Source organism: Enterobacter sp. 118C5, from assembly GCF_034107645.1.
Lineage (GTDB): Bacteria > Pseudomonadota > Gammaproteobacteria > Enterobacterales > Enterobacteriaceae > Enterobacter > Enterobacter nematophilus.
Map to the genome: position 1 here is coordinate 50,750 of NZ_JAWNEU010000017.1, position 21,780 is coordinate 72,529.

Below are 21,780 nucleotides of genomic sequence, written 5' to 3' on the forward strand. Positions count from 1 at the left end.
TTCCCTACTCAGACTTGCGACAGCGTTGTGCTGCCCTGTGGCTCGCGCTTGTGCACAAGCCCTGCGCTTTCGAACAGCCAGTACAGCAGTTTGGCCAGTAACAGGCAGATGCCAAAAACGACCATGAAGAACACTACGCGCGAAACGAACGAGTCCAGCCCCTCGCGCGCCAGAACGATCATATTGAAAATGGCACCAAAGCAGAAACTGTGCAAAATGGCCGCTTTATAGCGGTTGGTCTCTTCGTTACCGCGCACGTAAAGCCAGTCAAACCACTTAATAATCAACCCTACGACAAACGCGCCCGGCAGGATAAACCAGCCTCCTCCCATCACCACCAGAGAACCAATCAAGGTTGGCGAGATCGCCAGGCCCGAATGGTTGTTCAGCACTTCCCAGGTAAAATAGTTCGCGGTATTGAGCACCACGCCAGGGCGGTCCGGCCAGAGCCAGCTCGGGATAAAGACGTAGAAATCGCGCACAATCGGCGCCAGCCCCTGGAAATCAATCTTATCGTAGTTTTGCAGCAGCAATGCCAGGTTTTCCCACGGCGAGAAGGTATCGCGCGTCAGGTACAGGAACGTGTAAAACGCCTCATCGCCCGCCACGTTCATCCCGTAGCGCTTCAGCGCCAGCCAGAACATCCCCACAATGCCAAACACCCCTGCCGCAACCAGCATCCACAGCGAGATCCAGCCGCGAATGATGCCGATAAACAGGAAAATAGCGAAAGCGATAATGATGTTGGCGCGCGTACCGCCCACAATCATGTAGGTCAGGATACCGAACGCAACGGTACTGACCAGGAAGAACAGCCACGCCTTGCTGTCCTGGCGAAGGAAGAAGATCACCAGCATCGCCGGGATAAAGAAATAGAAGAATCGCTTAAGCGCCACGCCTGAGACTTCCGCCGAAAAAATCTGGCTGTAGGAGTGGAGCTTAAACAGCAGGAAGCCGTTATGCATGAAGAAGATGCCGACGCTGACCAGGGCGATGGTCATGAGCATCACCCACGTCAGATGGGTCTCCACCCGGTTCATGGTAAAGAGCGCCCGACGCGGGGCAGCAGCCTGCGCGGGCCGCAGACGCGTTTTATAGGTGACGTAGTAAACCGCATAGAAGCAGGTTGCCGCCAGCAGGGCCTGGAGAAGAATTTCCGGCGGCGCGACGCTCACGTCAAAACGGAAGACCAGAATGCTGGTCAGCGGGAAGCCGAAAAAGAAGGTCAGCAGAAACAGCAACGAGAAGAACACGTTAAAGTTGAAGCGCACGCGGCGGAACTCAAACCAGGTGAGCGTAGCGATAAACAGCGTGCTCAGAAGCCAGACAACCAGCAAGCCGCTAAACTGCAACTGACTCATGCGTTGTCTCCTGAAGCGATACGCAGCGCGCGGTGCCACGGCGTGAGGTAATTCGGGCTGAAAAAGTCGATGCTGTTTTTATCCACCAGCGTGAGCTGGCGCTGTGCTTCACGCACCACTTCGACATCCAGCGTGTCTGAGGTGAACAGCACCGGAATATGCTGCTCGGCCATGTCCTGCCAGAACGGGTTTTCACGGTTAAGCACACAAGGTACACCCGCCTGAATCAGCAGGCACAGCGTACCAATCCCCTGCTGGCGGGCAAAGATGAAATAGCCCAGATCGCATTTTCGCAGCAGCGCAAGATAGTCATCAAACTCCAGCTTTTCGCTGAGAATGTGCAAATTTTCTTCGCTGAATAACGCAAGCCCCTGCTGGCGAACCTCATCAATATAGGCGTCGTTGTTGGACGGATAGCCCATCGGCACCACCACGTTCACCGTGTCGCCAAACTGCTGGTGTACCGCCCGGAGCGCCGCAACATGTTCGTTGCTGCGATCGCCGGAATTCCCCACCAGCACCGTCAGCTTGCCTTCGCGAACCGCGTCATTCGCCATGGTGTTCAGCGCCGGATCCATACGGGTTGGGAAATAGAGCAGCTCACCGCGCACGTTAGGGTGCTGCTTCGCAAAATAATTCAGATCGCCACGGGTGGCAAAAACGCAGCCCACCCTTCCCTGCGCCATGCGACGCAGCGGATAGAAAAGCCGGAATTTCCAGCCGCGGGAAACTTCGTAGAGATCGGCTCCCCAGATATGCCAGCTGCACTGGGAGGGTTTAATTCCCCCGCTGAGCAGAGCCAGCCACAGGCCGGTATTGAACTGTCCGTGGAAAAAGAAACGTTGCTCACGATCCGCTTTGGCTTTGGCAATAACCGCCTTCGCCAGGGTAGCTTTATCCGGCCAGAAGGCGATTTTCAGCGCCGGAAACGCCGCGCTCAGGCCATTATCCTGACCTGCAACCATAAACTCGCGCGCATCAGGATTGTCCGATGCCAGCTCGTCGTTGAAGAACCGCAAAACGGTCTGGTTATGGTGTGGGATATCCGATCCCAGGATGTGAATCAGTGCAGTCATGCGCGTTTACGCCACAATAAAAATACGCCGCAGCAGGCAGCGAAATAAACGATATAGGTTGCCATGTAGGCCTGAGCCGCCCCCAGCGCACCGTGCGCGGGTATCAGCCAGTGTGAAAATGCTGTCAGCAATGCAAACTGGCTCACCTCCGCCAGGATATACAGCCGCAGCGAGGCTTTCGCAATCACCAGATAGCCGAAAACGTAAGCCCCCACTTTCAGCACATCGCCCACCAGTTGCCAGGCAAAGAGATCGCGCATGGCGGTAAACTTTGCCGAGAAAAGCAGCCAGATGGCAACATCGCGCAATAGCCAGACGGTCAAGCTGGCCGCCGCCACCGCGGGTAATACGAAACGCAGGGAGCGGGAAATTTCGCGGGTAATATCCTGCCGGGACGTCAGACGCGATAAGGTTGGCAGCAAATAAACGCTAAAGGAAGCCGTTATAAACTGGAGGTAAGCGTCGGAAATACTGCTTACGCCCTGCCAGATCCCCACCTCATCCCAGCTGTAATGCGCCGCCAGCAGGTTTCGCATCATCACGTAGGCCACCGGCAGCGTGACGGAAGTAATGAGCGCCATCAGGGTAAACTTACCCAGCTGGCTGGCAAGCACCTTGTCCCATTGCGGTTTCAGGTAGCTCAGAGGGATAACGCCCTGGCGCATCAGCATGAACGCCGCAGGCACAACAACCAGCGCCGGGACCAGCGCCAGCCCCAGCAGTGCGCCTTCATAGCCGCCCAGGCGGTAGCAGAAGTAGTAGGCAATTACGCCGATGACGCTCCCCAGGATAAGCGCAAGCGCGTTCCCGGCAGCATCGCGAAAACCTTTCATCAGTGCCAGCAGCAGGTTGGCCCAGGCAATGCCCATCTGCACCAGCGCGACCAGACGCACCAGCCCCTGATAATGGGTGTGCCCGAACAATCCCTGGCTGATGGGGGCCGCCGCCAGCAGAAACACAATCGCCAGCAGGGTCGAAAAGCCCGTCACCATCGCCGACGCGGTGCCCACTACCCTGCGAAGCTGGGCCGCATCATCATGATACTGAGCAACGTATTTGGTCACGCCGTTAAAGATTCCGGCACCGGCCAGCACCCCAAGGACGGTAACAAGCTGGCGGAAGTTGCCCGCCAGCCCAACGCCTGAAGGACCGAATGAGACGGCCAGCAGCTTGACGACCAGCAGTCCGGCACCAATTTTTACAAGCGTGGACGCGGCGGTCCACACCGATGCTTTTGCCAGAGACATATCAGCCGAAATAACTCAGGAGGGTATTGATCACCGTACGCTGGTTAACTGGCGCGAGGTTGTAGAACAGTGGCAGGCGAAGCAAACGCTCACTTTCTTTCGTGGTGTAACGGTCTTCACCTGCGAACATCCCAAACGCTTCCCCCGCCGGGCTGGAGTGCAGCGGAATATAGTGGAAGACCGCCATAATTTCGGCTTCTTTTAGCCAGGCGATGAGCTGGCTGCGATCGTCGTTATCGCGCAGCTTGATGTAAAACATGTGGGCATTGTGGACGCAACCAGCCGGAATCGTTGGCAGCTCAATACGCCCGGCTTTTGCCAGCGGCTCAAGCGCATCGTAATAGGTTTGCCACAGGGACAGGCGCTGGAGATTAATTCGCTCTGCCGCTTCCAGCTGTGCCCACAGGTATGCCGCCTGCAGATCCGCCATCAGGTAGCTTGAGCCGATATCGCGCCAGGTGTACTTATCAACCTGACCGCGGAAGAACTGACTGCGGTTGGTGCCTTTTTCACGGATCACCTCCGCACGCTCAACCAGAGCACGATCGTTAATCAACGTCGCACCGCCCTCACCGCCAGCGGTGTAGTTTTTCGTTTCGTGGAAGCTGAAGCAGCCGATGTGGCCGATAGTGCCCAGTGCGCGCCCCTTGTAGGTGGACATCACGCCCTGCGCGGCATCTTCCACCACAAACAGGCTGTGCTTTTTGGCGATCGCCATGATGGTGTCCATTTCACAGGCCACGCCCGCGTAGTGAACCGGCACAATCGCGCGCGTTTTGTCGGTGATCGCCGCTTCAATCAGCGTCTCATCAATGTTCATGGTATCCGGGCGGATATCCACAAAGACGATTTTCGCCCCGCGCAGGACAAATGCGTTCGCGGTAGAGACGAAGGTATAGCTCGGCATGATCACTTCATCACCGGGCTGGATATCCAGCAACAGGGCCGCCATTTCCAGCGATGCCGTGCAGGACGGGGTCAGCAGCACTTTAGCGCTGCGAAAACGCTGCTCCATCCACTGCTGACACCGACGGGTAAAACCGCCGTCACCGCAGAGTTTGCCGCTTCCCATGGCAGACTGCATATAGTCGAGTTCGGTTCCCACGACGGGTGGTGCGTTAAATGGAATCATCTTGTCACCTGTATAACCAGTAGGCGGTGGCGTCGATGTTGGCACCACTCGCAATATAACGTTTAAGCGCGGCGGTGTTGCCCACCTGGGTCGCCACCCGCAGCGTCTCAACCTGCTGCTGCTGCGCCCAGTGCAGCGCCGCCTGCATGAGTTTCTCCCCCATGCCGCGCCCGGCTAATAAGCCAATACGCGCCTCGCGCTCGTTGAGCTTGCGCAGCGAGACAAATCCCTGAATCTGACCGTTCGCTGCACGGAAAATCAGGCAGACGTGGTCAAAGGTACCTTTGACCGCATTCTCTATCCACTGGGCATAGAAACGTCCGCTGTCGTCAGGTGCATACCAGGGTGTGCGAAAGCGGCTCTGCGCAAACGCCCGGGCCGCCATCTGGCGCAGCACAGGAATGTCCTGTTCCGTTGCAATTTCCGCGCCGGATGCATCGTGCCGGGTAAGAGCAATGGAAAGGTCTACCTCACCCTCAACCAGCTGAAAACCGTGCTGCTGTAGCGCGTCGAGCAGGTCGGCACGGTCCGCCGGGATCTTAGCCTGCACGCGCTGCCAGGCGCTGAAGTCCGCTTCCTGCAGGGCGGGCGCATTCTCGCGCCAGCGGACTATCGCCGAGGGGCGGGCAAAAAATGCGCTTTCCCACTCAAGGGATTCAAGCATGCCGTGGAGTGCACTCAACGCCAGACGCCTTTCGTATCAACCACATACTGCTGACGCACTGCATCGCCGGACGTCGCTTTAAACTCTTTGTGGTCCACCAGCAGCACCAGCACGTCCGCCGTCGCCAGCGCGTCATCCAGCGCCGTCAGCGTGCAGTGCCCCGCCAGTTTTGCCGGCAGTTCATGAATATTTGGCTCGACCACCAGCGTTTCGCCCTTGTGCCATTCGGCAATCATCTCAGCAATTTCCATCGCCGGGCTTTCGCGCAGATCGTCAATGTTGGGTTTAAATGCCAGACCAAAGCAGGCAATTTTCAGCTCGCTGGCGCGCTTGCCGCTCTCTGCCAGACAATCCGCTACCGTTGCTTTAACCTGGTTGAGCACCCAGTGAGGTTTGCTGTCGTTCACTTCACGCGCGGTGCGAATCAGACGCGCCTGCGCCGGGTTCTGCGCGACGATAAACCACGGGTCGACGGCGATACAGTGGCCGCCCACCCCCGGGCCAGGCTGGAGAATGTTGACGCGCGGATGGCGATTCGCCAGGCGGATTAACTCCCAGACGTTAATCCCCTGATCGGCACAGATCAGCGACAGTTCGTTTGCGAAGGCGATGTTAACGTCACGGAAGCTGTTTTCCGTCAGCTTGCACATCTCTGCGGTGCGGGAGTTGGTCACCACGCATTCGCCTTCCAGGAAAATCTTGTACAGTGCGCTGGCGCGTTCAGAACATACCGGCGTCATGCCGCCAATGACGCGGTCGTTTTTAATCAGTTCGACCATCACCTGCCCCGGCAGCACGCGCTCCGGACAGTAGGCGATGTTGATATCCGCCTGCTCGCCGGCCTGCTGTGGGAAGCGTAAATCAGGACGCGCTTCTGCAAGCCACTGCGCCATCTGCTCGGTGGCCCCCACCGGAGAGGTTGACTCCAGGATCACCAGCGCGCCTTTCTTCAGCACGGGGGCTATGGATTTTGCCGCGGCCTCGACGTAGGCCATATCCGGCTCGTGGTCGCCTTTAAAAGGGGTTGGGACGGCGATAAGGTAAGCATCCGCTTCCACTGGCGTCGTGCTGGCGCGCAGGAAGCCGCCATCAACCGCCTCTTTCACCACGCGGTCAAGATCGGGCTCCACAATATGAATTTCGCCACGATTAATGGTTTCTACCGCCCGTGCGTTGATGTCCACACCGACAACCTGTTTTTGACGAGAGGCGAATGCCGCCGCCGTGGGCAGGCCAATATAGCCAAGACCAATGACAGAGATGGTAGTAAAACTCATAGCGATACCCGATTGTGTTTAAGTGCATGCAAAATACGGCCACAAGCCTGCCCGTCTCCATAGGGATTATGGGCCCGGCTCATCGCCTGATACGCTTCATCGTCGTGCAGAAGGCGCGTGACCTCTTCAACGATGAGCTGTGCGTTAGTGCCGACCAGACGCACCGTCCCGGCTTTAACCGCTTCCGGACGCTCAGTGGTTTCACGCATCACCAGCACCGGCTTGCCAAGAGAGGGCGCTTCTTCCTGAATACCGCCGGAATCGGTGAGGATCAGCCAGGCGTGGTTCATCAGCCAGACAAACGGCATGTAGTCCTGCGGTTCAATCAGCAGGACGTTTTCGACGTGGCCCAGGATGCGGTTGACCGGCTCGCTGACGTTAGGGTTAAGGTGTACCGGATAGACAATCTGCACATCGTCGTTCTGCGCGGCGATTTCAGCCAGCGCGTGACAGATTTGCTCAAAGCCCCGTCCAAAGCTTTCGCGACGGTGGCCAGTGACCAGAATGGTTTTTTTACCGTTATTCAGGAACGGATAGCGGGCAGCAAGCTCTTTCTGCAAATCGCTATTTGCCAGCACGCGATCGCGTACCCAAATCAACGCATCAATGACCGTATTGCCGGTCACAAAGATGGTGTTATCGGCGACATTTTCACGCAGCAGGTTCTGGCGAGAGTTCTCGGTTGGCGCAAAGTGGTACATCGCCAGATGCCCGGTAAGCGTACGGTTGGCCTCTTCTGGCCACGGAGAATAAAGATTGCCGGTGCGCAGGCCCGCTTCAACATGGCCGACGGGAATACGCTGGTAAAACGCGGCCAGGCTTGTTGCCATCGTCGTTGTGGTATCGCCGTGCACCAGTACGACGTCGGGCTTGAATGACTCCAGGATCGGCTTGAGATCCTGCAGAATGCGGCAGGTTATTTCCGTCAATCCCTGCCCCGGCTTCATAATATTGAGGTCGTAATCCGGGACGATGGAAAAGAGGGTTAGGACCTGATCGAGCATCTCACGGTGCTGGGCCGTGACGCAGACCTTCGCTTCAATATCAGGATCGCTGGCCAGCGCATGAACCAGAGGCGCCATCTTAATGGCCTCCGGCCTGGTGCCAAATACGGTAAGTACTTTCACATCGATTCTCTTCGATTAGGCGATGAAGGCCTCAGCCTTCATCGTAAACGGCGTTCTTAGTTTGTACGACGACGCGTTAACGCCACGCCAGCCCCAACGAGTGCGCCCACAATCCCCCACATGATCATCAGGAATGCGCGGCGCGGACTGTCGCGTTTTACAGGTTCTTCAGGCGTTCTCAAATAACGATAGGTCTGAAAACGCGGGTCCAGGGATGGGCCGACATTTAGCGTATTAAGCATCGCGCGGTTTTGATCGTAGTCGAGGTCAAAATCAGGCCCAACGGCCTGCAGGTTTTCCAGACGCGCCTGCAGCATTGGGCGACCAAGAAGGAACATTTCAGAATCAGGCAATTCATCAGCCGGGACATCCGTCTCAGTGCGGGAAATGTTGTGCTGTTCCGCAATTTTCAGCGCCTGCTGAATGTTATGCACGCGGCGCGCAAAAATGGCGTTTGCCACCTCTTCCTGACGTTTGACCTGCGCCTTCATCTGGATAGTGCGGGCTGCCCAGGCGCCTTTAAGCTCTTCATTCAGATGGCTTGCGGCACGCTGGCTGGCAAACGCGACGTACTGGCGCAACAGGTTGTTGGCATCCGGAGCGGTTTCGGCAATCAGCTTGACGCTGTCGTTGACGTTACGCAGCGCATCGCCCGGCATGAACTGAATATTGTTAATCAGATCGTCCAGCATCGCGGCGTCGGCTTTGGTGTTATCAACCCGGCGCTGTTTGTAGTAATCCGTCTGGGACCAGAAGTCGCGGCGCGTATCCCACGAGGCCAGCTGCATTACAAACTCTTTATAGGCTTCATCCATAACGGAGGCCTGATCAGGTGTGGCAAGATTGGCTTTGATATCCAGGTTTCGCAGGAACTGCTGCTGGGAATAGTACCCCCCGAGCATGTTAACCGTTGGCCTGTCCGTGATTGCCGTGGCGCTCCACTCCTGTTTTGCAAAGAACGTATAGGCCAGCGCTAACAGTGCAAACCCCAGCGCGATCCCCGCAATCCAAAGTTTGCCTGCCCATAACACGCGAAATAAACCCCGAATGTCCAGTTCATTCTCTGTTACCACTGATTTCGCTCCCGCCAACGGTTGAGTCATCATAGTCCCGGTTTTACTTAGTTAATGTTGTGTTTTTGCCACTGTTACGTCGCATCCTGCGCTTAATACGTTTAATGAATCGCGCCACTTTCCATGCGCGCTTAATGCAGTAGCCGTAGAGAGAAAATGCTAGCAAGAACAATACCAACATGGCCCACTCAGGCACAAAGTGCGTATATTCCGCCGTCACGCCAATCCCCGCTAGAATAGCAGCCGCCAGCGTAATAAGCACAAATGCCTGCCGGGAAGTGAATCCGGCTCGCATGATCAAATGATGAATGTGCTGACGGTCAGCAGAGAATGGGCTCATTCCTTTACGCAGGCGGCGATACATAATCGCAACCATATCCATTAACGGGATGGCGATAATCCATAAAGCTGTTACCGGACTGATGGGATGTACATCGCCCTGAGTAGTTTCCAGCAAGATCCAAATGATAGTAAAGCCGATAAGCGTGCTACCCGCATCGCCCATGAAGACTTTATAGCGTCGGCCCAATGCGCCGAGATTTAACAGGATATAAGGCAGGATGGCCGCAATCATGGCGAAACACCACATAGCAAGGCTATATTGCCCATCAAACCATAAAATGAAACCAATGGCGGCAAATGAGACGCAGGACAGGCCCCCCAGCAAACCATCAATACCGTCAACCATGTTGAACGCGTTAATCGCCACCCACACGGCAAAAAGTGTCAGGAAATAACCGAATGGGCCGAGTTCCATCTCCCAGGCCCCGAAAATATAGCCCAGGCTACTCAAGTGCAACTTAGCAAACACCATCATCGCAATAGCGACAGCAGCCTGAACGAAAGCGCGGATTTTGACGCTAATGTCGTATCTATCGTCAAGCGCACCAATCACGACAAGAACTGCTGAGCATAAGAGATAAAGCCTGGCATGCGGAATATAGTAATCTGCAATAGCAAAAGTGAAGCAGATCCCCGCAAAAACAGAGATGCCACCGACCAGAGGGATCATGCCTTGATGACGTTTACGGAAGTTGGGTTTATCCACTAAGCCCAGATATTTCGCCACCTTACGTGCCAGAAACAAAAAGCAGGTGGTAAACAAGAAAATACTGGTTAGTTCAGTAAACGTATCAAGTAGGTTCACAATGGATGTTCTCAACAAATGTTAGTCAAGGAAGTATAACCATCAAGGCGCCGCGCCTGAAGTTATAAAGCAAACCTCTTACAATTCCATTTGTTTATTATTCAAGCTATTAATGTTTTTACTGTGCGAATTATCTTATTGTCGCACTGACCGGTCAAAATTGGGAGTAGGCGCTACTAGCGTATAGTCCATAAAAGAAAAACGCCACGTAAAAACGTGGCGTTCGCTGGCTTTATTTGCGTTACGAGCGCTTCATCATGTCGAAGAAGTCGTCGTTAGTTTTGGTCATCGCCAGTTTGTTAATGAGGAACTCCATCGCGTCAATTTCACCCATTGGATGGATGATTTTGCGCAGGATCCACATTTTCTGCAGCTCTTCCTGCGTGGTGAGCAGTTCTTCCTTACGGGTACCGGAACGGTTGTAGTCGATAGCCGGGAAGACGCGTTTTTCTGCGATCTTACGAGAAAGGTGCAGTTCCATGTTACCTGTACCTTTAAATTCTTCGTAAATCACTTCGTCCATTTTAGAACCGGTATCGATCAGCGCCGTTGCGATGATGGTCAGGCTACCGCCCTCTTCCACGTTACGCGCGGCACCGAAGAAACGCTTCGGACGATGCAGGGCGTTAGCGTCTACACCACCGGTCAGTACTTTACCGGAAGCCGGGACCACGGTGTTGTAAGCGCGCGCCAGACGGGTGATGGAGTCAAGCAGGATGATCACGTCTTTCTTGTGCTCAACCAGGCGTTTCGCCTTCTCGATAACCATTTCCGCAACCTGAACGTGGCGAGATGCTGGCTCGTCGAAGGTAGAAGCAACCACTTCACCTTTAACCAGACGCTGCATCTCGGTTACTTCTTCCGGACGTTCGTCAATCAGCAGCACCATCAGCACGCAGTCTGGGTGGTTGTAGGCAATGCTCTGCGCGATATTCTGCAGCAGCATGGTTTTACCCGCTTTCGGCGGTGCCACAATCAGACCACGCTGGCCACGACCGATTGGCGATGCCAGATCCAGAACGCGCGCGGTTAAGTCTTCGGTAGAACCGTTACCACGCTCCATGCGCAGGCGAGAGTTCGCGTGCAGCGGCGTTAAGTTCTCAAAGAGGATCTTGTTACGCGAGTTTTCTGGTTTATCGAAGTTAACTTCATTAACTTTCAACAGCGCAAAGTAGCGTTCACCCTCTTTAGGAGGACGAATCTTACCTGAAATGGTGTCACCAGTGCGGAGGTTGAAACGGCGGATTTGGCTGGGGGATACGTAGATGTCGTCAGGGCCGGCGAGGTAGGAGCTGTCTGCAGAGCGGAGGAAACCAAATCCGTCTTGCAATATCTCCAGCACACCGTCGCCAAAGATATCTTCGCCACTCTTAGCGTGCTGCTTCAGGATGGCGAAAATGATGTCCTGCTTGCGCATACGAGCCTGGTTTTCCAGCCCCATATTTTCGCCGAGAGTGATCAGCTCAGAAACCGGCGTATTCTTTAATTCGGTAAGATTCATAATGGTGTGGGTTCTTAAACTCGGGGTGATTCTCGAACTTAATGTTGTGAATGGTATGGCAGGGTCATCCATGCCTGTTTAGCGGCCATCACCTCATGTCTGTTCGCTGTCTGGTCACAGGGAAAGAACGCAGAACTGAAACGACAAGACGGATTGAGTGACAAGCCCGGAATTTAGCCACTTCACGCATTGTTCATGTCAACAACGGGAAGTATCGGGTAAAACAAGATTCAAACAACAGATATGTTTAAAACGAAGTCATAGCTAACTTAGCACGACTTCAGCCGGGCGTCCAGAGTTCCACATCATTTAGCCGGGGGCTCTGGACGCACAGCGGAGAAACCTTACGCCAGGTTAGCGTCCAGGAACTCTTTCAGCTGACCTTTGGACAGCGCGCCCACTTTGGTCGCCGCCACTTCGCCGTTTTTGAACAGCAGAAGGGTCGGGATGCCACGGATACCGTATTTTGGTGCGGTGCCCGGGTTCTGGTCGATGTTCAGCTTGGCAACCGTCAGTTTGCCCTGATATTCGTCGGCGATCTCATCCAGAATCGGGGCGATCATTTTGCAAGGACCACACCATTCAGCCCAGAAATCGACGAGGGTCAGCCCGTCAGCCTTAAGTACGTCCGTGTCAAAACTGTCGTCAGTCAGGTGAATAATTTTATCGCTCATATATAACTCCACAGGAATAAGCCTGGTACGTTGGTTTTGTCTCCACCAACGACGTGTTGATGTCGCATTAACCAACTAAAGGTTGACTTTATTTCACCGGATACGCTTTCGTAAAGCAATAGTAAGCTGATATTCTACCACACTATGAGCAAAACACATTTAACAGAACAGAAGTTTTCCGACTTCGCCCTGCACCCAAAAGTGATCGAAGCCCTTGAAACAAAAGGGTTTCATAACTGCACGCCCATTCAGGCTCTCGCCCTGCCGCTGACGCTGGCTGGTCGCGATGTTGCAGGGCAGGCGCAAACCGGTACCGGCAAAACGATGGCGTTTTTAACGTCAACGTTTCATTATTTACTTTCTCACCCAGCGATTGCAGACCGCAAAGTTAACCAGCCGCGCGCGCTAATTATGGCCCCGACGCGAGAACTGGCGGTACAGATCCACGCAGACGCTGAGCCTCTGGCGCAAGCCACCGGCCTGAAACTCGGCCTGGCCTATGGCGGCGACGGCTACGATAAGCAGCTGAAAGTGCTGGAAAGCGGCGTGGATATCCTCATCGGTACCACTGGCCGTCTTATCGACTACGCCAAACAGAATCACATTAACCTCGGCGCCATCCAGGTCGTGGTGCTCGATGAAGCTGATCGTATGTACGATCTGGGCTTCATTAAAGATATCCGCTGGCTGTTCCGCCGCATGCCGCCGGCCAATCAGCGCCTGAACATGCTGTTCTCTGCCACCCTTTCCTATCGCGTACGCGAGCTGGCGTTCGAGCAGATGAACAATGCGGAATATGTGGAAGTGGAGCCTGAGCAGAAAACGGGCCATCGCATTAAAGAAGAGCTCTTCTATCCTTCCAATGAAGAGAAAATGCGTCTGCTGCAAACGCTGATTGAAGAAGAGTGGCCCGATCGCGCCATTATCTTCGCGAATACCAAACACCGCTGTGAAGACATCTGGGGCCATCTGGCTGCAGACGGTCACCGCGTTGGCCTGTTGACCGGCGACGTGGCGCAGAAAAAACGCCTGCGTATCCTCGACGAGTTCACCCGTGGCGATCTTGATATTCTGGTCGCAACCGACGTAGCGGCACGTGGTTTACACATTCCGGCCGTGACGCACGTCTTTAACTACGATCTGCCAGACGACTGCGAAGACTACGTGCACCGTATCGGTCGTACTGGTCGTGCGGGCGCAAGCGGTCACTCAATTAGCCTTGCGTGTGAAGAGTATGCGCTGAATCTTCCAGCCATTGAGACCTACATCGGTCACTCTATTCCGCAGAGTAAATACAATCCGGAAGCGCTGTTAAGCGAACTGCCGCCGCCTAAGCGTCTTACCCGCCCGCGCTCCGGCAATGGTCCGCGTCGTTCAGGCGGCGCACCGCGTAATCGTCGTCGTTCAGGTTAAAACATGATGCTCAGCTCCACCTCGCTCTATGCGGCAATTGATCTCGGTTCGAATAGTTTTCATATGCTGGTTGTGCGTGAGGTGGCGGGAAGCATACAAACGCTGACGCGCATTAAGCGCAAGGTCCGCCTCGCGGCGGGCCTGAGCAGCGATAATTACCTCTCACCTGAAGCCATGGAACGTGGCTGGCAGTGCCTGCGGCTCTTTGCTGAGCGCCTGCAGGATATCCCGCATGCCCAAATCACCGTCGTCGCCACAGCGACGCTCCGACTGGCGGTTAACGCCGTAGATTTTATTGCCAAAGCGCAGGAAATTCTGGGGTGTCCGGTTCAGGTTATCAGCGGCGAAGAAGAAGCACGCCTGATCTACCAGGGCGTTGCCCACACCACCGGGGGTGACGATCGCCGTCTGGTGGTGGATATCGGCGGTGCCAGTACCGAACTGGTCACCGGCACCGGCGCGCAGGCCACGTCGCTGTTCAGCCTGTCGATGGGCTGCGTAACCTGGCTTGAGCGTTACTTTACTGACCGGAATCTGGGTAAAGAGAACTTCGACGAGGCGGAAAACGCCGCGCGCGAAGTGTTACGCCCGGTGATGGACGAACTGCGCTATCACGGCTGGAAAGTCTGCGTGGGGGCTTCGGGTACCGTGCAGGCCCTGCAGGAAATCATGATGGCGCAGGGCATGGACGAGCGGATCACGCTTGCCAAACTTCAGCAGCTTAAACAGCGTGCCATTCAGTGCGGACGTCTGGAAGAGCTGGAAATTGAAGGTCTTACGCTGGAACGTGCCCTGGTTTTCCCGAGCGGGCTGGCCATTCTGATCGCCATATTCACCGAACTAAATATCCAGTGTATGACCCTGGCCGGCGGCGCGCTGCGCGAAGGTCTGGTCTACGGGATGCTGCATCTGTCGGTGGAGCAGGACATCCGCAACCGCACTCTGCGCAACGTCCAGCGTCGTTTTCTGGTTGATATCGATCAGGCTGGCCGCGTATCGCAGCTGGCATCACGCTTTGCCGACCAGGTCGCTAACGCCTGGGAGCTTGATCATCTGAGCCGCGATTTATTGCTGAGCGCCTGCGCGCTGCATGAAGTGGGGCTAAGCATTGATTTTAAACAGGCACCGGCTCACGCAGCGTATCTGGTGCGCAACCTGGATTTGCCGGGCTACACGCCCGCACAGAAAAAGCTGCTGGCAACGCTGCTGCTGAACCAGACCAACGCCGTCGATCTCTCCTCTTTGCATCAGCAAAATGCCGTACCGCCGCGCGTGGCCGAGCATCTGTGCCGCCTGCTGCGTCTGGCAATTCTGTTTGCCAGCCGCCGCCGCGATGATTTGTTACCCGCCATTAATCTGCTAGCCGAAGACGAGAAGCTGACGCTGACGCTGCCGGAAAACTGGATTGAGAATCACCCGCTTGGGGCAGAGATGATCGAGCAGGAGTGCCAGTGGCAGAGCTATGTGCACTGGATACTTGAGGTGAAGTAATACGCTGAACACTGCCGGGTGGCGGCTTCGACTTACCCGGCCTGCGCATCGCTATCCTTTCTCTTTGGCTTTTGCCAGCATGGCGCGAATGTTCGCCACGTTAGCCTGCCCTTTGTGCATCCGCTCTTCCGCGGTAATCACTTTGCGCTCCTGTTCCCAGATAAGATCGTCCTGCGGCAGTTCCAGCAGGAAACGACTCGGCTCAGGGCGTACCAGCTCACCGTACTGACGGCGCTCTTTACACAGCGTGAACGTAAGCTCTTTCTGCGCGCGGGTGATCCCCACGTAGGCCAGACGGCGCTCCTCGTCGACGTTATCTTCATCAATGCTGCTCTGGTGCGGCAATAACCCTTCTTCCATACCGACAAGATACACATACGGGAACTCCAGCCCTTTTGACGCGTGCAGCGTCATCAGCTGAACCTGATCGGCCTCTTCTTCACTCTCGCCGCGCTCCATCATGTCGCGCAGGGTAAAGCGGGTGACTACCTGGGTCAGCGTCATCGGCTCGTCAATTTCCGAGCCTTCCAGCATTTCGGTCATCCAGCTAAAAAGCTGGTTAACGTTTTTCATGCGCATCTCAGCGGCTTTCGGGCTGGCGGAGGTTTCGTACAGCCAGGATTCGTAGTCAATGCCGTGGATCAGATCGCGCACGGCAGCGACCGGCTCGCGCTCTGCCAGCCGCTGTACTTCGCCAAGCCAGTGGGTGAAGCGGGTTAAATTATCGTACCCGCGCCCCGTCAGCGTCTGGCTCAACCCCATATCAAAGCTGGCGGTAAACAGGCTCTTATTGCGGGTCATCGCCCATTCACCCAGCTTTTGCAGCGTCGCCGGACCAATCTCGCGCTTTGGTGTATTCACGATGCGCAGAAACGCGCTGTCGTCATCCGGGTTCGTGAGCACGCGCAGATAGGCCAGCAGATCTTTAATTTCTGGCCGTGAGAAGAACGAGGTGCCGCCGGAAATTTTGTACGGAATGCGGTTCTGCATCAGCATCTTTTCAAAGACGCGCGACTGGTGATTGCCGCGATAGAGGATCGCGTAATCCTTATATTCAGTTTTATTGACGAAGTGGTGGGCGATCAGTTCGCCCGTCACGCGCTCCGCCTCATGCTCTTCATTATTGGCGCTGAGCACCTTCAGCTCCGTACCGTAGCCCAGCTCGGAGAAGAGACGCTTTTCAAACACGTGCGGGTTATTGGCAATCAGGATGTTTGCCGCCTTCAGGATGCGCCCGGAGGAGCGGTAGTTCTGCTCCAGCTTAATCACCTGCAGCGCGGGAAAATCTTTGCTCAGCAGCACCAGGTTTTGCGGGCGTGCGCCGCGCCAGGAGTAAATTGACTGGTCGTCGTCGCCTACCACGGTGAAGCGCGCGCGCTGCCCCACCAGCAGCTTCACCAGCTCGTACTGGCTGGTGTTGGTGTCCTGATATTCGTCCACCAGCAGGTAGCGAATTTTGTTCTGCCAGCGCTCGCGCACCTCTTCATTTCGCTGTAAAAGCAGCGTCGGCAGGAGGATCAGATCGTCGAAGTCCAGCACGTTGCACGCTTTCATGTGCGCGTCGTACAGACCGTAGCAGTGGGCGAAGATACGATCCCGTTCGCCTTTGGCGATCGCCGCGGCCTGGGCCGGGGTCATCAGATCGTTTTTCCAGTTTGAGATCGTGGAGATCAGCTGCTGCAACAGCACCTTATCATCTTCGATCAGCCCCTCGGTGAGCTCTTTAAGCAACGCCACCTGGTCAGTGTCATCGAACAGCGAAAAGTTGGATTTCATCCCCAACGCGGCATATTCACGCTTAATGATATCCAGCCCCAGCGTGTGGAAGGTGGAGATCATCAGCCCGCGCGCCTCTTTGCGACCCAGCGTCTGGCCGACACGCTCTTTCATCTCGCGCGCCGCTTTGTTGGTAAAGGTAACCGCCGCAATGTGGCGGGCCTGATAGCCGCAGCCGCGGATCAGGTGCGCAATCTTATTGGTGATGACGCGCGTTTTACCGGATCCTGCGCCCGCCAGTACCAGACACGGTCCGGTGACAAATTCGACGGCTTGTTGTTGTCCGGGGTTTAAACGCATAAATGATCGCTCAATGAAAGTCAGGAGGGGAGAATAACAGCGTGGTAGTATAGCGAGCCTAATCCATACCACTCAAGGCACGATCATGGCAAAAACAGCAGCAGCACTGCATATCCTTGTTAAAGAAGAGAAACTGGCTCTGGATCTTCTGGAGCAGATCAAAAACGGCGCCGACTTCGGCAAGCTGGCGAAGAAGCACTCTATTTGTCCGTCAGGCAAGCGTGGCGGCGATTTAGGCGAATTCCGTCAGGGTCAGATGGTTCCGGCGTTCGATAAAGTGGTCTTCTCCTGCCCGGTGCTGGAGCCGACTGGCCCACTGCATACGCAGTTCGGTTATCACGTGATCAAGGTCTTGTATCGGAAATAAACAGCAAGGCCTTCTCTAAGAGAAGGCCTTTAATGTTTGCACCCTCTCCCGGTGGGAGAGGGGCGGGGTGAGGGCATCAGCCCGCACCTGATGTTAACCTGCTACCGCGATACGTTTCATATCGGTCATGTAGCCACGCAGTTTGTGGCCCACTTTCTCGATCTGGTGGCTGCGAATCGCTTCGTTTACGTCGCGCAGCTGCGCGTTGTCTACCGCACCTTCCGCAATTGCTTTGCCCAGATCGCCCGTCTGCAGGGTGGTCATGAACTCTTTCAGCAGCGGTACGCAGGCGTAAGAGAACAGGTAGTTACCGTATTCTGCGGTATCAGAGATAACCACGTTCATTTCGTACAGACGCTTACGGGCGATGGTGTTCGCGATCAGCGGCAGCTCGTGCAGAGATTCGTAGTACGCAGACTCTTCAATGATGCCGGAATCCACCATGGTTTCGAACGCCAGCTCAACGCCTGCTTTCACCATCGCAATCATCAGTACGCCTTTATCGAAGTACTCCTGCTCGCCGATTTTACCTTCATACTGCGGCGCGGTTTCGAACGCGGTTTTACCGGTCTCTTCACGCCAGGTCAGCAGTTTTTTGTCGTCGTTGGCCCAGTCCGCCATCATGCCGGAAGAGAATTCGCCGGAGATGATGTCGTCCATGTGTTTCTGGAACAGCGGTGCCATAATGGTTTTCAGCTGTTCAGACAGCGCGTAAGCACGCAGTTTTGCCGGGTTGGACAGGCGATCCATCATCAGCGTAATCCCACCCTGCTTCAGCGCTTCGGTGATGGTTTCCCAGCCGAACTGAATCAGTTTTTCTGCGTATGCCGGGTCAGTACCTTCTTCCACCAGCTTATCGAAGCAGAGCAGAGAACCCGCCTGCAGCATGCCACACAGAATGGTCTGCTCGCCCATCAGATCAGATTTCACTTCAGCCACGAAGGAAGATTCCAGAACGCCCGCGCGGTGGCCGCCAGTCGCCGCAGCCCACGCTTTGGCAATCGCCATGCCTTCGCCTTTCGGATCGTTTTCCGGGTGAACTGCGATAAGCGTCGGCACGCCGAAACCACGCTTGTACTCTTCGCGTACTTCCGTACCCGGGCACTTCGGTGCCACCATCACTACGGTGATGTCTTTACGGATCTGCTCGCCCACCTCAACGATGTTGAAGCCGTGGGAGTAACCCAGCGCGGCGCCGTCTTTCATCAGCGGCTGTACGGAACGCACTACGTCGGAGTGCTGCTTGTCTGGCGTCAGGTTAACAACCAGATCCGCCTGCGGGATCAGCTCTTCGTAGGTACCCACTTTGAAGCCGTTTTCGGTCGCTTTACGCCAGGAAGCGCGCTTCTCGGCAATCGCTTCTTTACGCAGGGCGTAGGAGATATCCAGACCGGAGTCACGCATGTTCAGGCCCTGGTTCAGACCCTGTGCGCCACAGCCGACGATGACCACTTTTTTACCCTGAAGGTAGCTCGCGCCATCGGCAAATTCATCGCGCGCCATGAAGCGGCATTTGCCCAGCTGCGCCAGCTGCTGGCGCAAGTTCAGTGTATTAAAGTAGTTAGCCATGGGTGATACCTCGTGATGTTGTGTGTCTTATTGTTCGGTTCGCGTTTCAGCGAGAATGTACCCACATTACAACAGGAAATTTATTGCGGAAATTGATATATTCACAACATCACATTGCAATTTTTGCAATGTAAAATGAGGGAGTGGAATCGGTGGATTTACGCGATCTAAAAATGTTCCTGCATCTGGCGGAAAGCCGCCACTTTGGCCGCAGCGCCCGGGCGATGCACGTTAGCCCCTCCACGCTTTCGCGCCAGATCCAGCGCCTCGAGGAAGACCTCGGCCAGCCGCTCTTCGTGCGCGATAACCGTACCGTCACCCTCACGGAAGCGGGAGAAGAGCTGCGCATCTTTGCCCAGCAGACGCTGTTGCAGTACCAGCAGCTGCGGCACGCCATTGACCAGCAGGGGCCATCGCTTTCCGGCGAGCTGCATATTTTCTGCTCCGTGACCGCCGCCTACAGCCATCTGCCGCCGATCCTTGACCGCTTCCGCGCGGCGCATCCGTCGGTTGAAATTAAGCTCACCACCGGCGATGCCGCCGACGCAATGGAAAAAGTGGTGACCGGCGAAGCGGATCTCGCCATCGCCGGGAAACCCGAAACCCTGCCGGGCGCGGTGGCGTTCTCGATGCTGGAGAATCTGGCGGTGGTGCTGATTGCCCCGGCGCTGCCCTGCCCGGTGCGTAATCAGGTCTCGGTGGAAAAACCGGACTGGTCAACGGTGCCGTTTATCATGGCCGATCAGGGGCCGGTGCGTCGCCGCATCGAGCTGTGGTTCCGCCGTCAGAAAATCAGCAACCCGTCCATTTACGCTACCGTCAGCGGCCATGAGGCGATGGTGTCGATGGTGGCGCTCGGCTGCGGCGTGGCGCTGCTGCCGGAAGTGGTGCTGGAAAACAGCCCGGAACCGGTGCGCAATCGCGTGATGATTCTGGAGCGCAGCGACGAGAAGACGCCGTTTGAGCTTGGCGTGTGCGCACAAAAAAAGCGGCTGCATGAGCCGCTTATTGATGCGTTCTGGCAGATATTGCCGAACCACTAGCCCGCCAGAAAGAACCTGAACGCCGGGTTATGGGTTTCGTCATGGCACTCATAGCCCAGCTCGTTCAGCCGCGTTTCGAAATCCGGCTCGTGCTCGCCCAGTTCGAACGCCGCCAGCACGCGGCCGTAGTCGGTGCCGTGGCTGCGGTAGTGGAACAGAGAGATGTTCCAGTGCGTGCCCAGCGTGTGCAGGAACTTGAGCAGCGCGCCCGGTGATTCCGGGAACTCGAAGCTGAACAGACGTTCCTGGAGCGGCTTTGAGGGACGACCGCCAACCATGTAACGCACGTGCAGCTTTGCCATCTCGTCGTCAGAAAGATCGACCACGCTGTAGCCGCCGTTATGCAGCAGGCTGAGGATCTCTTTGCGCTCCTCCACGCCCCGGCTCAGACGCACGCCGACAAAGATGCAGGCATCTTTGGCATCGGCAAAACGGTAGTTGAACTCCGTTACCGAACGACCGCCCAGCAGCTGGCAGAACTTGAGGAAGCTGCCCTTCTCTTCCGGGATGGTCACCGCCAGCAGCGCTTCACGCTGTTCGCCCAGCTCGCAGCGCTCGGAAACGTAGCGCAGGCCGTGGAAGTTCACGTTGGCGCCGGAAAGCACGTGCGCCAGACGCTCGCCGCGAATGTTGTGCTGCGCGATGTATTTTTTCATCCCCGCCAGCGCCAGCGCGCCGGACGGTTCCGCCACCGCACGCACGTCCTCGAACAGATCCTTCATCGCCGCGCAGATAGCATCGCTGTCTACGGTGACGATATCGTCGAGATATTCCCGGCACAGGCGGAAGGTTTCGTCGCCAATGCGCTTCACCGCCACGCCCTCGGCAAACAGCCCAACGCGCGGCAGGTCTACCGGATGACCGGCATCCAACGCCGCCTTCAGGCAGGCAGAGTCTTCCGCTTCAACGGCGATGACTTTGATCTGCGGCATCAGCTGTTTGATCAGCACCGCCACGCCCGCCGCCAGCCCGCCGCCGCCCACCGGAACGAAGACGCGGTCAAGGTGGGCATCCTGCTGCAGCAGCTCAAGCGCCAGCGTGCCCTGCCCGGCAATCACCATCGGGTGGTCGAACGGCGGCACCCAGGTGAAGCCCTGCTGCTGCGCCAGCTCGATCGCTTTGGCTTTCGCTTCGTCAAAATTGGCACCGTGAAGCAGCACTTCCCCGCCGAAACCGCGGACCGCGTCGACTTTGATGTCTGCGGTAGCGACCGGCATCACGATCAGCGCTTTCAGCCCCAGACGGGCAGACGAGAAGGCAACGCCCTGGGCATGGTTACCCGCCGACGCGGTAATCACCCCGCGCGCTTTCTGCTCGTCGGTCAGCCCGGCCATCATCGCGTAGGCGCCGCGCAGCTTGAAGCTGTGCACCGGCTGGCGATCTTCGCGCTTCACCAGAATAACGTTGTCGAGGCGCGAAGAGAGTTTTTCCATCTTCTGCAGGGGCGTGACCTGCACGGCTTCATAGACCGGCGCGCGCAGCACCGCTCTCAGGTATTCCGCCCCCTCGGGGGCGGCGGATAAGGGTTGAGACTCGGCCATC

At 56.2% G+C, this 21,780-nt stretch carries 18 protein-coding genes; 4 read left to right on the forward strand and 14 right to left on the reverse strand.

Annotated elements, in window-relative coordinates; all coding sequences use genetic code 11:
- Window positions 1-8: 8 nt before the first annotated feature.
- From wzyE to trxA, 11 genes are all read right to left on the reverse strand, one after another.
- Window positions 9-1,361, reverse strand: coding sequence for an ECA oligosaccharide polymerase (gene wzyE, locus UTO39_RS20095; protein ID WP_320727909.1), 1,353 nt, complete (start codon window positions 1,359-1,361; stop codon window positions 9-11).
- Window positions 1,358-2,437: a TDP-N-acetylfucosamine:lipid II N-acetylfucosaminyltransferase gene (locus tag UTO39_RS20100; RefSeq protein WP_320727910.1), complete on the reverse strand. Its 1,080-nt coding sequence runs from the start codon at window positions 2,435-2,437 to the stop codon at window positions 1,358-1,360. Before UTO39_RS20100 ends, wzyE begins: the two co-directional genes overlap by 4 nt.
- Window positions 2,434-3,684, reverse strand: coding sequence for a lipid III flippase WzxE (wzxE, locus tag UTO39_RS20105; protein ID WP_320727911.1), 1,251 nt, complete (start codon window positions 3,682-3,684; stop codon window positions 2,434-2,436). Before wzxE ends, UTO39_RS20100 begins: the two co-directional genes overlap by 4 nt.
- A gap of 1 nt (window position 3,685) precedes the next feature.
- A complete protein-coding gene (gene rffA, locus UTO39_RS20110; protein ID WP_320727912.1) occupies window positions 3,686-4,816 on the reverse strand; it encodes a dTDP-4-amino-4,6-dideoxygalactose transaminase in 1,131 nt (376 codons plus the stop codon).
- A 4-nt stretch (window positions 4,817-4,820) separates the two neighbouring features.
- A complete protein-coding gene (rffC, locus tag UTO39_RS20115; protein WP_151413023.1) occupies window positions 4,821-5,498 on the reverse strand; it encodes a dTDP-4-amino-4,6-dideoxy-D-galactose acyltransferase in 678 nt (225 codons plus the stop codon).
- Window positions 5,495-6,757 (reverse strand): UDP-N-acetyl-D-mannosamine dehydrogenase, encoded by a 1,263-nt coding sequence (gene wecC / locus UTO39_RS20120; RefSeq protein WP_320727913.1) that lies wholly within the window; start codon window positions 6,755-6,757, stop codon window positions 5,495-5,497. The genes rffC and wecC overlap by 4 nt, the downstream gene beginning before the upstream one ends.
- On the reverse strand, window positions 6,754-7,884 hold the full coding sequence (gene wecB, locus UTO39_RS20125; RefSeq protein ID WP_266180014.1) for a non-hydrolyzing UDP-N-acetylglucosamine 2-epimerase: 1,131 nt from the start codon (window positions 7,882-7,884) through the stop codon (window positions 6,754-6,756). The genes wecC and wecB overlap by 4 nt, the downstream gene beginning before the upstream one ends.
- A 56-nt stretch (window positions 7,885-7,940) precedes the next feature.
- On the reverse strand, window positions 7,941-8,987 hold the full coding sequence (wzzE, locus tag UTO39_RS20130) for an ECA polysaccharide chain length modulation protein (protein WP_266180013.1): 1,047 nt from the start codon (window positions 8,985-8,987) through the stop codon (window positions 7,941-7,943).
- Between the two features lie 13 nt (window positions 8,988-9,000).
- Window positions 9,001-10,104 (reverse strand): UDP-N-acetylglucosamine--undecaprenyl-phosphate N-acetylglucosaminephosphotransferase, encoded by a 1,104-nt coding sequence (gene wecA, locus UTO39_RS20135; RefSeq protein WP_061096746.1) that lies wholly within the window; start codon window positions 10,102-10,104, stop codon window positions 9,001-9,003.
- Between the two features lie 241 nt (window positions 10,105-10,345).
- Complete coding sequence (rho, locus tag UTO39_RS20140) at window positions 10,346-11,605, reverse strand: transcription termination factor Rho (protein ID WP_008501566.1); 1,260 nt, start codon at window positions 11,603-11,605, stop codon at window positions 10,346-10,348.
- A 344-nt stretch (window positions 11,606-11,949) separates the two neighbouring features.
- A complete protein-coding gene (trxA, locus tag UTO39_RS20145) occupies window positions 11,950-12,279 on the reverse strand; it encodes a thioredoxin TrxA (RefSeq protein WP_004386384.1) in 330 nt (109 codons plus the stop codon).
- A gap of 144 nt (window positions 12,280-12,423) precedes the next feature.
- On the opposite strand from trxA, the gene rhlB reads away from it, so the two are divergent.
- Complete coding sequence (rhlB, locus tag UTO39_RS20150; protein WP_032644815.1) at window positions 12,424-13,692, forward strand: ATP-dependent RNA helicase RhlB; 1,269 nt, start codon at window positions 12,424-12,426, stop codon at window positions 13,690-13,692.
- 6 nt (window positions 13,693-13,698) lie between these two features.
- A complete protein-coding gene (gene gppA, locus UTO39_RS20155) occupies window positions 13,699-15,183 on the forward strand; it encodes a guanosine-5'-triphosphate,3'-diphosphate diphosphatase (RefSeq protein WP_320727917.1) in 1,485 nt (494 codons plus the stop codon).
- A gap of 51 nt (window positions 15,184-15,234) precedes the next feature.
- Here gppA and rep read toward each other — a convergent pair whose 3' ends face one another.
- Window positions 15,235-17,259, reverse strand: a complete 2,025-nt coding sequence (gene rep / locus UTO39_RS20160) for a DNA helicase Rep (RefSeq protein ID WP_028014817.1) — start codon at window positions 17,257-17,259, stop codon at window positions 15,235-15,237.
- Window positions 17,260-17,344: 85 nt separating this feature from the next.
- Between rep and ppiC the strand changes: the two genes are divergently transcribed.
- The gene (gene ppiC, locus UTO39_RS20165; protein WP_008501570.1) at window positions 17,345-17,626 is read left to right on the forward strand and encodes a peptidylprolyl isomerase PpiC; all 282 of its coding nucleotides are present in this window, start codon (window positions 17,345-17,347) and stop codon (window positions 17,624-17,626) included.
- A 93-nt stretch (window positions 17,627-17,719) separates the two neighbouring features.
- Here the strand turns inward: ppiC and ilvC are convergent, their stop codons facing one another.
- On the reverse strand, window positions 17,720-19,195 hold the full coding sequence (gene ilvC / locus UTO39_RS20170) for a ketol-acid reductoisomerase (RefSeq protein WP_021242831.1): 1,476 nt from the start codon (window positions 19,193-19,195) through the stop codon (window positions 17,720-17,722).
- A 152-nt stretch (window positions 19,196-19,347) separates the two neighbouring features.
- Between ilvC and ilvY the strand changes: the two genes are divergently transcribed.
- Complete coding sequence (ilvY, locus tag UTO39_RS20175) at window positions 19,348-20,238, forward strand: HTH-type transcriptional activator IlvY (RefSeq protein ID WP_061099607.1); 891 nt, start codon at window positions 19,348-19,350, stop codon at window positions 20,236-20,238.
- Here ilvY and ilvA read toward each other — a convergent pair.
- Window positions 20,235-21,779, reverse strand: a complete 1,545-nt coding sequence (gene ilvA, locus UTO39_RS20180) for a threonine ammonia-lyase, biosynthetic (RefSeq protein WP_154643336.1) — start codon at window positions 21,777-21,779, stop codon at window positions 20,235-20,237. The genes ilvY and ilvA overlap by 4 nt on opposite strands.
- Between the last annotated feature and the right edge of the window lies 1 nt (window position 21,780).